Below are 14341 nucleotides of genomic sequence, written 5' to 3' on the forward strand. Positions count from 1 at the left end.
GAGTAGAAGCGCAGCGTCGTAAGCAGTTTTCTTTGATTGAGGGTTTACCTCAGTTAGAGGGGGAGGTTTCACCTCTTAAAGATGGCTTGGAGGCTAATGTAGAAGATGAATTTCATACTAGCCAAGCGGTCGGTAACAGTTTACTGGCATCGATGGGTAAACTTGGTCGGGATAATCTGTTTTTATTGTCCCAGTCTGAGAGTGAAGAGCATGAGTTTTTCATTGATATTAAACGCGATAGTTTATTGCATCAGCTTCAAGCCGATATTTTAGAGCTAGAGGAGCATCAAAATGATCACATCCTCGATTCGAGTGAACACAAGCAGAGTGTTGTTCTTGGTGACCGCTCGTTAATGGTTCATGTTTGTCACAGCCCGATGCGTGAAGTGGAAGTGCTGCATGATCAACTATTGGCGATGTTCGATGCTGACCCAACGTTAAAACCGCGCGATATTATCGTGATGGTCGCGGACATCAACGCCTACAGCCCTGCGATTCAGGCGGTCTTTGGTAACGCACCGGGTGAGCGTTTTATTCCCTATTCGATTTCTGACCGAACCGCTGACCAAGAGAGCCCAATTCTTGCCGCATTTATGCAGTTGGTGAACTTACCCAATACGCGCTGTTTGGCCTCAGAACTACTCGAACTTCTGGAAACTCCAGCGATATTAAAGCGTTTTGAACTCAGCGAAGATGATTTTTTACAAGCCAAACAATGGGTTGAGGAATCGGGGATTCGCTGGGGATTGGACGCCAATACCGGACGCGAATTTGAACTGCCGGAAACCCGTCAAAACACATGGCAATTTGGTATTCAACGAATGTTGCTTGGCTACGCGATGCCAGAATCCGCAGGTTTGTTTGAAACCGAGCAAGGCAGTTTGTCTCCGTACAACGAAGTACAAGGCATGGGCGCAGAGCTGGCGGGCAAGTTGGCACACTTTATCCAACAAATTAGCACTTATCGGAGCAAACTTTCTCATGTTCAGACTATCGATGGTTGGCGAGAGACTTTGGTTTCACTGCTAGATGACTTCTTCTCAGTTGAGTTAGAAGGCGAAATTGCGCTCAAATCCATTCGCGATACGCTCAGCCAACTTAAAGAGCAATTAGCTGATGCCGCATTTGATGATGCGTTATTGCCGTCGATCATCAGCCAATACCTTCAAAGCAAATTATCTGGCACACGAGTCAGCCAGCGCTTCCTGGCTGGTCAAGTAAACTTTTGTACCCTGATGCCGATGCGCTCAATTCCGTTTAGAACCGTGTGTTTACTTGGTATGAACGATGGTGTTTACCCGCCTAGTGACCCTGTAGAAAGTTTCAACCTCATGGAAGCTCGTGCAAAAATCGGAGATAGATCTCGTCGAGTGGATAGTCGTTACCTATTCTTAGAAGCAATGCTATCTGCACAGCAAACGCTGTACATCAGTTATGTTGGCCGTTCAATCCAAGACAACACCGAGCGAGTGCCTTCGGTTCTGGTTTCTGAGCTGATGGAATACTGTCACCAAAACTATTGTCTAAGTGGTGATGAAGCGTTGCCCGTTGATGAGTCTGGCGACAACTTATTAAATGCGTTGGTGAATACCCACGCCATGGTGCCGTTTAGCCCAAGTGCGTTCCAAGGCATGCACGCCAGCTACGCGAAAGAGTGGATTCCAGCGGCATTGACTCAAAGTAGTCAATCGCAAGGCTATGTTCGTCGTGATTTTAATCGGGCATTAGACGACTATCTGTTAGGAGCGACGTTCCCACTTGAGCTCGACTTAGTCGAGTTGCAACGTTTCTGGCGCTTACCTGTGCAGTATTTTTTCAATCGTCGTTTAAAAGTAATCTTTGAACCGCCGCTACCGGTGATGGAAGACGACGAACCCTTTGTTTTAGGTGGTTTGGAAAGCTATCAAATGCGTGATGAGCTGTTAGAAATCTTGCTTGAAACGACATTGATGCAGCCAGAGAAAAAAACAGAGGTGCTTAAACACTTTATGAGTCAACAGCGCGCGCAAGGCAAACTGCCGGTGGGGGCGTTTGGTGATATCGAGTTTGAAACCAACCGAGTTCAGGCGGAAGAGCTGGTGGATAAACTGGCGTTTTTATCTGGTGCGCCTCAAGACGATTTGGAAATCGACCTGACGTTTGATTCCTTGTTTGAGCGAAATGAAGGCGAAGAGAAAAACGTTCGCCTAGCAGGTTGGCTAACTCAATGCTACCAATCCGGTTTGATTCGCTATCGAAGCGGTAAGATTCGATCGCAGGATTACCTTGCAGCGTGGATCGATCACCTTGCCATGTCGGCTTCGGGTCATGCTAAGAAAACCCACATCATTGGTTACGATCGTAAAGAAGGCGCGCTGCATTTGATCTACCCAGAAATTGCCGATGCGCAGTATGCCAAACAGCTACTGACTGAATTAGTTCGCTTATTTTTCGAAGGCATGACTAAGCCTTTGCCTTATTTCCCGAAAACGGCGTTGGCTTGTGTTGAAGCGGGCTTTAGCCGCGGTCAGTGGGTAGATGACGAAGAGAAATCTTTGAAGAAAATGGCTGACGCATTCAATGATGGCTTCATGAGCCCGGGCGAAGGCAGTAATGCGTACATCTCTCGAATTTGGCCTGCTTGGAATGATGAGTTGGCCTCAGAAGTTCGTTTGCTGACAGCATTAGTACTGCAAGGTGTGCGCTTAGCGGTTCAAGACGCTGATGATGTAAAAGCGTAATAAAGACAGCTGGATAAAGAGAAGGAAGAGTAGGGTGGCCGCCAGAAAATCATTATTTTTTGTAGGGCGTTCGCTGTACGGCCACAAGGTCAGAGGGACCATGATACTTTTGTTTAATTCATTTGAGTTGTGCCGCCAAAAAGGTTTGGCTTATCTCGTGGGGCGCATACTAACGGTACGTCTTATGGATAACCGTGAGAAAGATCTCACAAAGCTCTAAATTATCCAACTTGTTAAACATATTAATAGAATTTTTAACTATAGATCACATTTATTAGGTGATACGTCCTAGTAAATAATCCGGAGAGATTCAGCGTTATGGATCAAATGTCAGGTGCAGAGTGTCCTCTACATACGTTAGACCGCACAGAGCAACCTCAACCAACGCCACTAGAACCGATGACGTTTCCTCTGCACGGTGCGAGGTTAATCGAGGCATCAGCAGGTACAGGTAAAACCTTCACTATTGCAGGTTTATATCTGCGTCTTTTGCTTGGTCATGGCAGCGCGGAAACTCGACATCGCGTACCGCTTACGGTCGACCAAATTCTGGTTGTAACCTTTACCGAAGCGGCAACTGCGGAATTACGCGATCGTATCAGGGCAAGAATCCATGATGCGCGAATCGCGTTTGCGCGTGGACAGAGTTCCGACCCGGTGATCCAACCTTTGCTTAATGAGTTTGACGATCACAAGCAAGCCGCAGAAATTTTATTGCAGGCAGAGCGTCAGATGGACGAGGCGGCGGTCTACACCATTCACGGTTTTTGCCAACGTATGCTAACGCAAAATGCGTTTGAATCTGGCAGCCGATTTAATAACGAGTTTGTGACCGATGAAAGTCACCTAAAAGCGCAAGTTGTAGCCGATTACTGGCGTCGCAATTTCTACCCGTTGCCATTTACGTTGGCTGGAGAAATTCGCCAGCTATGGGGCTCTCCATCTGCGTTGTTGTCTGACATCAGCAATTACTTAACTGGTGCGCCGTTAAGCCTTTCTGTTCCAGCAATGAAAGGCAGTTTGGCTGATCTTCATACTGAAAATTTGAAAAAAATTGATGAATTAAAAGCACAGTGGCGAGAAAGCCAAGATGACTTCTTAACGCTAATTTCAGATTCAGATATTAACAAACGTAGCTATACCAAAAAGTCTCTGCCGACGTGGTTGGAGGCGGTAAACGCTTGGGCGGCAACGGAAACTACAGGTTACGATTATCCAGACAAGCTGGAGAAATTCGCGCAAAACGTCTTGTTGGAAAAAACACCGAAAGGCAGTGCGCCGCAGCATGCGGTATTTGAAGTCATTGAAACATTTCTTGCCAACCCAATCAGCTTAAAAGCGCCACTGCTTGCTCATGCGATTGAACATTGTCGTGTGATGCTGGCTAACGCGAAAAATCAAAAACAGTGGCTCTCTTTCGATGATTTGCTGACACAACTTTCTGCTTCTATCGATACGGACGAAAGCGAGCTTTTAGCTGCGCGTATTCGTACTTTGTATCCTGTCGCAATGATTGACGAGTTCCAAGATACCGACCCGCTTCAATACAGTATTTTCAGCCGTATTTATCTGAACAACCCGGAATGTGGTTTGTTTATGATCGGGGACCCCAAGCAGGCGATTTATGGCTTTCGTGGCGCAGACATTTTCACTTATATCAAAGCGCGTAACCAAGTAAGTGCCCACTACACGTTAGGAACCAACTGGCGTTCTAGCGCAGATATGGTGCAGGCGGTAAACCAAGTATTTGCTTTGCCAGACAGTCCATTTATCTATGATTCGGATATTCCGTTTTTACCCGTTAAGTACAGTCCCAATGCCGAAAAACGCATTTGGACTATGGGTGGCCAAAAGCAACCAGCGCTGACTTATTGGTTGCAAGAAGCGGACGATAAACCGCTACCAAAAGGCGAGTATTTGACTCGAATGGCAGAGGCGACCGCAAGCCAAATCCAAACCATTTTGACGCAGGCTCAACAGGGGCAAGCGTGTCTGGTGAATGGCGAAAAACAGAAAGCGGTTCAAGCGGGCGATATCGCGGTGTTGGTTCGAACAGGTAGTGAAGGTCGAATGGTCAAACAAGCGCTGGCAGACCAAGGCATTGCCAGCGTGTATCTGTCTAACCGAGACAGTGTGTTTACCAGTTCGGTGGCGCAGGATTTACAGCGTTTGCTGCAAGCGGTGCTGACTCCAGAAAATGACCGTGCGCTGCGTGCAAGTCTTGCTTCTGAGCTGTTTGCCCTCGACGCAGCAAGTTTGGATGCACTTAATAACGATGAAGTGGTGTGGGAAAACGCCGTAAACGAATTCAAAGAATATCGCAAACTTTGGGTTCAACGTGGTGTGCTGCCGATGTTGCGCGCGGTGATCAGCAAACGCCATATTGCCGAGCGATTACTAGAAGAAGGTGCTAGTTCACAGGGTGAGAATGGTGAGCGAGTACTTACCGATTTAATGCACATCGGTGAACTGCTTCAACAAGCCAGTAATGAACTGGATAGCGACCACGGTCTGCTGCGTTGGCTCGCTCAGTCTATCAGTGATGCGGAAAACGGTTTGGGTGGCAGTGATGACCAAATCCAACGTTTAGAATCGGAACGTAACTTAGTGCAGATCGTAACTATTCACAAATCAAAAGGCTTGGAGTATGACCTCGTGTTTCTGCCGTTTGTATTCAGCTATCGAGAAGCCAGTGAAGCCAAATATTACGATGCAGCCAATGACCGCACGGTACTGGATATCACTGGCAACGATGCGTCCATGAAGCAAGCGGATAAAGAGCGTTTGGCGGAAGACTTACGCTTGATATACGTGGCACTAACGCGTGCTGTGTATGCGTGTTTTATTGGAGCCTCGCCTTTGCGCAATGGTCGTTCGACCAAAGAGCCAACTGGCGTACACCGCAGTGCGATTGGCTATTTGATTCAGAATGGTCAAGAAGGTGGCATTAACGATTTGCACCAAGGTTTAACAAAGCAACAAGACGAGCTTGATTGTGTCGTCGTGGCCGATCCGCCGCAGAAACTCGAAGAGAAGTACGTAGCGCCACAAGAAGAAGTACACGATCTTAGTGCGAAAGAACTGCAAAACCCTATCGACAGAAACTGGCGCATCACCAGTTACTCTGGCTTGGTCAAGCAAGGCTCTCATCACGCCGAGCATGATGCCACGATTGAGATTACAGGTTTCGATATCGACTCATCTGAAGAACAAGACGAAGCGGATTTGGTGGAGCCAGAGCGTTCGATTTTTACCTTCCCTCGTGGTGCGCGTCCGGGTACGTTCCTGCACAGCCTGTTTGAGGAAATTGAATTTACTCAGCCAGCCACGACGGAAGAGAATACACAAATCATCCTTGGCTTGATGGAAAGCGAACAGCTCGATGAAGAGTGGTTGCCCATTTTACAGCAATTGATTGATACCGTACTCGCAACGCCGTTGGATGGTAAGTCTTTGCTGCTGAATCAAAAAGCACCGTCGCAACGTTTGGTGGAGATGGAGTTTTTGCTGCCGATTGAAGTTTTGTCTGCACCGGCGTTAAACCGAGTCATTCAACGTCACGATCCGTTGTCGGCGAAAGCGGGGGATTTAGGTTTCCAAACCGTGCAAGGCATGCTCAAAGGTTTTATCGACTTGGTGTTTGAACATCAAGGTAAATACTACGTGCTTGACTGGAAATCGAATCATCTTGGCGACGATGTGACGAGATACCATGGTGAGGCTCTGAAATCGGCGATGGCGGATCACCGCTACGATTTGCAGTACCAGATTTATGCGTTAGCACTGCATCGTTTCCTACGCAGCCGATTGGCGAATTATCAATATGAGCAGCACTTCGGTGGCGTGTATTACTTGTTCTTGCGCGGCATGGATGGGCAGAGTGACCACGGCATTTTTGCCGCGAAACCAACTTTCGAGTTCTTACAAGAGATGGATCGTTTGATTGATGGTCAAGCACTCGAAACGCGCTCAACTCAAGCCGGGCAGATGGAGCTACTTTAATGACGACAAATCACAATCTTCATTCTGACCAAGATAGCCTATTGGTAGTGTTGGAACGCTTGGCGCACAAAGGTGCTATTCGTCAGCTCGACTACCAATTCGCCTGTTTTATTGATTCTCAAACGCATGATGAACAGTCGGATAGTCAAGCATTGGCGTTTATCGCGGGTGTTGTCAGTAGTGAGCTTGGCAAAGGACATATCTGTCTGTCTCTGTTCGATGCACAAGGGCAATCTACGGATTTAGCCAGTAAGCTAGGGCTGTTTGGTGAGTCGGCATTGGCGCTCAACACACAGTTGCAAGACATAGACTGGATTCAAGTATTAAAAAATTCCACCGTGGTCGGCGCGCAAGGAGAAGCCTTGCCGCTGATGTTCGATGGCGAGCGTCTGTATCTGCACCGCTATTGGCATTATGAAGTGACACTGGCGGAAAAGCTCAATCAGTTGGGCGCCCCAGTTAACTTGCAACCACAAGAGTTTGTGCGATTATCCGAGTTGCTCAACCATCTGTTCGCACGCCAATACCATTTTCTGTTTAACGCGTTGGGCAAAGCAGTAGAATCGGGAAGCAGCAACCAAGTGTTACGTCAACAATTGGTGTGTGATCACCTTGATGTGGTCGCAAGCGAATCGTTGGATTGGCACGCCATTGATTCCGTGCTTAGCAATGCGCGCAAGGTTCAGGATTTGCATCAACTGGATGAGCTGGTGCCACTTTCAGCTTGTGTGAACTGGCAAAAAGTCGCGGCGGCGGTTGCGTTAACTCGTCGATTTGCTGTGATTTCTGGTGGCCCTGGTACGGGTAAAACGACGACAGTAACCAAATTGCTTGCTGCTTTGATTGAACAGGCGACACACGAGAAAAATCTGACCATTAAGCTGGTGGCCCCGACGGGGAAAGCGGCGGCGCGATTAACCGAGTCCATTGGTAAAGCAGTGCAAGAACTGCCAGTTTCTCCGGAGCTAAAAGCCAAAATTCCGACTGAATCGAGTACCTTACATAGGTTGCTGGGCGCGATTCCTAATAGCGCAGAATTTCGTCACAACAAGCAAAATCCACTGCATTTGGATATTTTGGTTATCGATGAAGCGTCGATGGTCGATTTACCGATGATGTACAAAGTGGTCGATGCCTTACCGAAACATGCGCGGCTGATTTTGTTAGGTGATAAAGACCAACTTGCCTCAGTTGAAGCTGGGGCAGTGTTGGGTGATATCTGTTCGTTCCATGCATTGGGTTATGGCAAAGAGCAGGCGTCAGCCATCGCAAAACTGACGGGTTTCGATACTTTAGCCCATACAGGTACCAGTGCATCTAGCATTGCTGATAGTTTATGTATGCTGCAAAAGAGCTACCGATTTGACGCTCGCTCAGGCATTGGTCAGTTGGCAAAAGCGGTTAACTCAGGTTCTGCTGCGAGCGTAGATAACGTCTGGGCGCGTGACTTTTCTGACATCGAACATTTCGCGCTAAGTAGTCAACATTACAACCAAATGATGCAGACGTTGGTGCAGGAATACGGTCGTTACCTCAAACGCATTGGACAACAGGAAACTGATCCTAAAACCGGAGAGCTAGAGTCGCTAACGCACAAAGTCAAAGCGGTGTTAGATACCTTCAACCAATGCCGATTGCTGTGCGCGATCCGTGAAGGTGACTTCGGTGTGGCTGGGCTAAACCAACGCATCGAGAAAGCGCTCGCGGCGCGCAAGTTCATTCAAGTTCAGGATGAAATTTGGTATCACGGCAGACCCGTCATGGTTACGCGTAATGATCACGGTTTAGGTTTGTATAACGGTGATATTGGTATTTGCATGCGAGATGACAGTGAAGAAGAACCGCGTTTGAAAGTCTTTTTTGAGTTACCTGACGGCAGTGTGAAATCGGTCTTGCCAAGCCGAGTACCTGAACATGAAACGGCTTACGCTATGACCATCCATAAATCGCAAGGCAGTGAATTTGATTACACCCTGATGATTTTGCCACCAGACTTTAGCCCGATATTAACCCGTGAGTTGATTTACACAGGCATTACCCGCGCGAAAAAGCGTTTAGCTCTTTACGCCGAACTTAATGTTCTGAAGCGAGGCATTAAGGTGAAAACCACTCGTGCGAGTGGGTTAGTACAGCGGCTTACTAACTAAAACAAGAAGACCGAGCTTATGGCTCGGTCTTCTTTTATGCATGTTTTGCAAACGCATTGGTAAAAGACACGCTGCGTATTTTGTATTGCTGTTGATAAGCAAGAATAAAATCTCGGATAGCGTCATTTACGGGGAAAACACAGTGGACGTCTAGGCCTTCTAAAAACTGATTGTCAGCCATATCCCAGAAGCTTTGAAGCGAATTACAAATGATTGTTCTCATAACAGTGCTCGTCTCGGCTTATTTAAAGTCAGATTAACAACTGTCCTTGGTGTGCAATACGGAGCTAACTAGTTTTTCAATTGCCCAGTATTTTAGGGTGAAGGCTACATTACATCACCTAGATCCATTCGTATTGGTTAAAAACCAATCACTAGCGAGCAGAGTATAGCCAACCAAATGTATATTTAAAAGATAAAATTGGAACGAAAATCAAGCAATGGTTTGCGCATTTCTAAGTTGGGTTTACATGATGACCCGCTAGTCCGGAGTAGGGTTTATGTGTGGCCTTACTCCTAAACAAACTCGTTCCTAAACAAGCTCGATGTGCAGGGTTGAGCGTCAATGAACTGAATCCTGCCCTTTGAGGTTAGTTGGTATAGTGGAACGTTAAGTTTCGCTCCCTGATTTAAGGTTAAGCTATAAATCTAACGCTAAGATTTTGGACTTACGCTGGAAGTTATATAACCCTTGTTTGGCTCCAGGCAAATAGTCGACACTGACTTCGTAAAAACCTTGCTCTCTGAACCAATGCAAACTGTGTGTCGTGAGGACAAAAATTTGATCAATGGTTTCGGATTTAGAACGATGTTTCATGTAGTTGAGCAGTAACAAACCTCGGTTTCCATCACGATAGTCAGGGTGAATCGCTACGCAAGCCATCTCAGCTTTACGCTCTTCTGGGTATGGATAAAGGGCAGCACAGCCAATAATCAAACCGTCTTTTTCGATGATGGTAAATTTTCCAATCTCTTGCTCTAGCTGCTCTCGAGAGCGCCTAACGAGTACACCTTGTTCTTCTAAAGGACGAATGAGGTCTAAGATACCGCCAATATCGTCAATATTAGCTTGCCTCACTTGTTCAGCGCTCGCCATAACGACTTGGGTTCCGATACCGTCGAAAGAGAACAACTCCTGAATTAAGGCGCCATCTACTTTATAACTGATCAAGTGGCTACGAGGTACTCCGGCACGGCAAGCTGCAATAGAGCCTTTAAGAAAGCGCAGTGTTCCTGTGTTGTAATCTAGATCAGGAGACGTATTTTCAGAGAGCGTTTTGATGACATGCTCCGCCTCAATTGGCAGTAACTCGGCGACAGCATTGCCGTTGTCATCAATGACACCTTGTTCGGAGCAAAAACCAATCAGCTTATCCGCACCCAGCTTTATCGCTAGTTGGGTGGCGACTTCTTCAGAAAGTAAGTTAAAGCACTCGCCAGTCACAGAGCTAGCAATGGGACCTAGCAGAACAATTGAACCTTGATCAAGAGTGCGGTTGATAGCATCGGTGTCAATGCGGCGAATGCGTCCACTATGGCAATAGTCCACACCATCATCAACGCCGAGTGGCTGAGCAATGATGTAGTTTCCGCTAACGACATTGAGCTGGGTGCCTGCCATCGGAGTGTTGTTGAGGCTCATTGATAGGCGCGCAGTAATCGCAAGTTGAAGTTGTCCGGCAGCTTGCATAACAACAGATAAAGCCGATTCATCCGTAATGCGGATATTTTTGTGGTAAGGCGTAGTGAGGTCTTGTTTTTCTAGCTGCTGATTAATTTGAGGACGTGCACCATACACCACCACGACTTTTATTCCGAGGCTGTGCATGAGTGCGATATCATTAATAATATTGCCAAAATTTTTGTGTGCGACGGCTTCTCCGCCCAGCATGATCACCATGGTTTTTCCGCGGTGAGCATTGACATAAGGTGTTGATTGACGGAATCCTTTTACGAGAGCAGTACTACGAATTTTCACTACAGCCATTCCTTTGTTTAATTATGTTAAAATAATGCCTTTTTATTCACTTGGTGGCAAGGTGAAATTTTGGAATAAAGCACAAACATATTGAGGTAGGTTCTTGGTCCCGTTAAGAGGGAAGGTTACAATGGTGGCGTCTTTCCTCAATACGTGAACCTCATGTCTTCTGCTGTTAATAAGAATGCTGCGATCACTGCTTCCAATCTGTCAAAAACGTCATCTAAATCAATGTTTCGTAAGTGGCTAGAGCGTTCTCTCATGCTTATAGCGATAGTTGGAACCGTTGTCGTGTGCATGCTGTATAGTGATTTGATTACTCGAACCATTAATCCGCCCATTCCCAAATCGACAATTTATGGTCGCTGGGTTGAGCAAGATGTTGCGCCTTATGCTCGTGAAGAATTTGTGTTGAGTGAGCGCGGTGTTACCGTAAATGGTTCTACAGTGGCGACCAGTTTTGAATTCGATGGGGATTCGTTTTCGTATCGAGTGGGTTCAAATGAGCGGCACTTCAATTTTGTGGGTAAGCAGCATGCAGAAATGAAGCTGGATGCTAATGCACATTATCTACCTGTATTCCGTTTAGAGGGGCGTGCAAGGATTGCGGTAAGATAGTCGTTTTTATTATTGTCTCTTAAGCTGACAGCTTTTTCGTCTGTGAGTCACATGGATGATCACAACTTCATCTCTCAATCAGTAAATTTTACTTTCAAACATAATCCGGACAATTCCGTAATTCTTCCGCTGTTATCATGTTGCATTAACTGAATGAATTTACAACGAGTAAACGGATTGGCTTAGCGTTGAAACATTTTGTCGTTGCTTTTCAATTGCGTCGTATTCATTTGTTTGCCATCCTTTTGCTATTCTCTTTTACGGAAAAGACACGTGTTAAAAAAACTCCTTCCTATTATCTCTTTGAGCCTACTCTTTGGCTGTGCTCAACAAAATGATCGTGCTCAGCAATATCTTGATGGTGAGTTTCCTCAGCTCCTCAATAAAGTGGATGTGGTTGAGTCTAACAAACCACGCGATTTTACTGAATTTAACAAGCAAGCTGAGCAAGTGGTGATAAAGTCACCATCCATGGCGAAGATATACCAACCGCTATATCAACGATTAAGTGAGTGGGCGCAACAGAGCGGAGATACCAGTGCGTTGAGTGCGTTTGGCATTCAAGCCGCGCAATTGGGTGGTGGTGATAAAAAAGGTAATGTGCTGTTTACCGGATACTTTTCTCCCGTGATGGAGCTGCGTCATACACCAAACGACATTTTTAAGTACCCAGTTTATGGCAAGCCAAACTGCTCATCAGATTGTCCGACTCGTGCGGAGATCTACAACGGGGCATTAGATGGCCAAGGTTTAGTGCTAGGTTATGCGCCTAACCGTATTGACCCGTTTATGATGGAAGTGCAGGGCAGTGGCTATGTGCATTTTGAAGATGATGATACGTTGGAGTACTTCGCGTACGCAGGGAAAAATAATAAAGCTTACGTTAGTATTGGCCGCATTTTGATTGAACGTGGTGAAGTGCCGCGTGAAAAAATGTCTCTCAAAGCGATTAAAGAGTGGGTAATGGACAACGACGACGCAACAGTACGCGAGTTGTTGGAGCAAAACCCTTCTTACGTTTTCTTTGCGCCAAAATCGGAAGCGCCAGTAACGGGGTCGGCTGGTATTCCTTTGTTGCCAATGGCCGCGGTCGCGGGTGACCGTTCTATCTTACCAATGGGCACACCAATCTTGGCGGAAGTACCATTGCTGAATGCGGATGGTACGTGGAGCGGTGCTCATCAACTGCGAATGCTGATCGTTTTAGACACTGGTGGTGCGGTAAAACAGAACCATTTGGATCTGTATCATGGCATTGGTGCGAGAGCAGGAACGGAAGCAGGGCACTACAAGCATTTTGGTCGAGTTTGGAAACTTGGGCTGGAAAACTCACCAACTCAAGCGCCTTGGGCTTTGCCGCCAGAAAAGCTACAATAGCCATCCAAGAAAGAGGAACCGCCTCTTATCTAGACATTTCATCAAAGAGTGCGTATAAATCGCACTCTTTGTTTTTCTATCGATCATCTGGACTTCAATATGCGTGAACTCGATACCCCAGCATCTGACAGCTACAATCAACGCTTTGGCGGCACTCGTCGTCTTTATGGCAACAGTGAAGTGGACATTCTTCGCGCTGCACACGTTTGTGTTATTGGTATTGGTGGCGTGGGTTCATGGGCGGTCGAAGCGCTGGCCCGTACTGGGATCGGTGAGTTGACTCTGATTGATATGGATGATGTTTGTGTCACGAATATTAACCGCCAAATTCATGCGATGACGGGCACCGTTGGCCAAAGCAAAATTGAAGTGATGGCCGAGCGTGTCAAATTGATCAACCCAGAGTGTAAAGTCAATCTGATTGATGATTTCATCACGCCAGACAATCAACATGAGTACTTAAGCAAAGAGTTTGATTACGTGCTAGATGCGATTGACAGCGTAAAAGCGAAGGCGTCTTTGTTGGCGTATTGCCGCAGCAACAAGATCAAAGTGATCACCACGGGGGGCGCTGGTGGTCAGGTTGACCCAACGCAGATCATGGTCGCTGACTTAACGAAAACGATCCAAGATCCTCTAGCGAAGAAAATCAAAGACACCTTGCGTCGTCATCATAACTTCCCTAAGAATCCGGCTCGTAAGTTTGGTATTGATTGCGTGTTTTCAACCGAGCAGCTGAAGTACCCTCAAGCAGACGGTTCAGTGTGTGGTGTGAAGTCGACAGCGGAAGGTCCAAAACGTATGGATTGCGCTAGCGGTTTTGGTGCGGCGACTGTCGTAACTGCAACGTTTGGCTTTGTCGCGGTATCGCGAATCGTTGAGAAGTTGATTTCAAAATATAAGCAGTAAACTAGAAGAAGAGCGCATCATGACAGATTTTCCCGTTTCTCCATTTGGTACAGATATCACCAGCGAAGACATTGTAGCGACTATGCAGCAATTTCAAGGCTGGGAAGATCGTTACCGTCAGGTGATTCAGTGGGGTAAAAAGCTGCCACAAATGCCAGAAGAGCTGAAATCAGAACAAGTTACCGTTTCGGGTTGTGAAAGCTTGGTGTGGTTAGTGAGCCAAGAGCAAGATGGCGTTTGGCATTTTTGTGCGGACTCCGATGCGCGTATCGTCCGTGGATTGATTGCCTTGGTAATGGCAGCTTATGACGGTAAAACGGCCGATCAAATTCAAGCATTTGATATTGATGCTTATTTTGATCAGCTGGGGCTTGTCTCCCATTTAAGCCCGTCACGTGGTAATGGCTTGAAAGCTATTGTAGAGCAGATTAAGCAAGTCGCCGTGTAACGAGTTATTTTTCCAACTCTTAAAAAACGCCGAATAGCCTAGCTGTTTGGCGTTTTTTGTATCTGAGTTGAGATATTTTTTGCATATGGATAAAAAGTATGCAAATGGTCGACTATTTTAGCGTTAATTAACCATTCTATTG

Annotated in this window: 9 protein-coding genes; 7 read left to right on the plus strand and 2 right to left on the minus strand. The window is 46.5% G+C overall.

Annotation, left to right across the window (positions count from 1 at the left end; translation table 11 throughout):
• From recC to recD, 3 genes are all read left to right on the plus strand, one after another.
• A partial coding sequence (gene recC / locus CAG68_RS06890; RefSeq protein WP_161440961.1) for an exodeoxyribonuclease V subunit gamma occupies positions 1–2720 on the plus strand: 2720 nt, incomplete at its 5' end.
• Positions 2721–3047: 327 nt separating this feature from the next.
• Positions 3048–6722, plus strand: coding sequence for an exodeoxyribonuclease V subunit beta (gene recB, locus CAG68_RS06895; RefSeq protein ID WP_172840025.1), 3675 nt, complete (start codon positions 3048–3050; stop codon positions 6720–6722).
• A complete protein-coding gene (recD, locus tag CAG68_RS06900) occupies positions 6722–8869 on the plus strand; it encodes an exodeoxyribonuclease V subunit alpha (protein WP_054728410.1) in 2148 nt (715 codons plus the stop codon). The genes recB and recD overlap by 1 nt, the downstream gene beginning before the upstream one ends.
• A gap of 34 nt (positions 8870–8903) precedes the next feature.
• Here the strand turns inward: recD and CAG68_RS06905 are convergent, their stop codons facing one another.
• Complete coding sequence (locus tag CAG68_RS06905) at positions 8904–9092, minus strand: hypothetical protein (protein ID WP_005380230.1); 189 nt, start codon at positions 9090–9092, stop codon at positions 8904–8906.
• A 417-nt stretch (positions 9093–9509) separates the two neighbouring features.
• Positions 9510–10847 (minus strand): amino-acid N-acetyltransferase, encoded by a 1338-nt coding sequence (gene argA, locus CAG68_RS06910; protein WP_086047007.1) that lies wholly within the window; start codon positions 10845–10847, stop codon positions 9510–9512.
• Between the two features lie 162 nt (positions 10848–11009).
• Between argA and CAG68_RS06915 the strand changes: the two genes are divergently transcribed.
• The 4 genes from CAG68_RS06915 (at position 11010) to csdE (ending at position 14199) form a co-directional block, all read left to right on the plus strand.
• Entirely contained in the window at positions 11010–11465 is a 456-nt protein-coding gene (locus CAG68_RS06915) for a DUF2850 domain-containing protein (RefSeq protein ID WP_054728413.1), read from the plus strand.
• A 273-nt stretch (positions 11466–11738) separates the two neighbouring features.
• Complete coding sequence (mltA, locus tag CAG68_RS06920) at positions 11739–12842, plus strand: murein transglycosylase A (RefSeq protein WP_086047006.1); 1104 nt, start codon at positions 11739–11741, stop codon at positions 12840–12842.
• A 99-nt stretch (positions 12843–12941) separates the two neighbouring features.
• On the plus strand, positions 12942–13751 hold the full coding sequence (gene tcdA, locus CAG68_RS06925; RefSeq protein WP_005391724.1) for a tRNA cyclic N6-threonylcarbamoyladenosine(37) synthase TcdA: 810 nt from the start codon (positions 12942–12944) through the stop codon (positions 13749–13751).
• A 19-nt stretch (positions 13752–13770) separates the two neighbouring features.
• Entirely contained in the window at positions 13771–14199 is a 429-nt protein-coding gene (csdE, locus tag CAG68_RS06930; RefSeq protein ID WP_054728416.1) for a cysteine desulfurase sulfur acceptor subunit CsdE, read from the plus strand.
• The last annotated feature ends 142 nt before the right edge of the window (positions 14200–14341 follow it).

This window comes from Vibrio sp. V42_P2S4T144 (assembly GCF_009904715.1).
GTDB classification, from domain to species: Bacteria; Pseudomonadota; Gammaproteobacteria; order Enterobacterales; family Vibrionaceae; genus Vibrio; species Vibrio alginolyticus.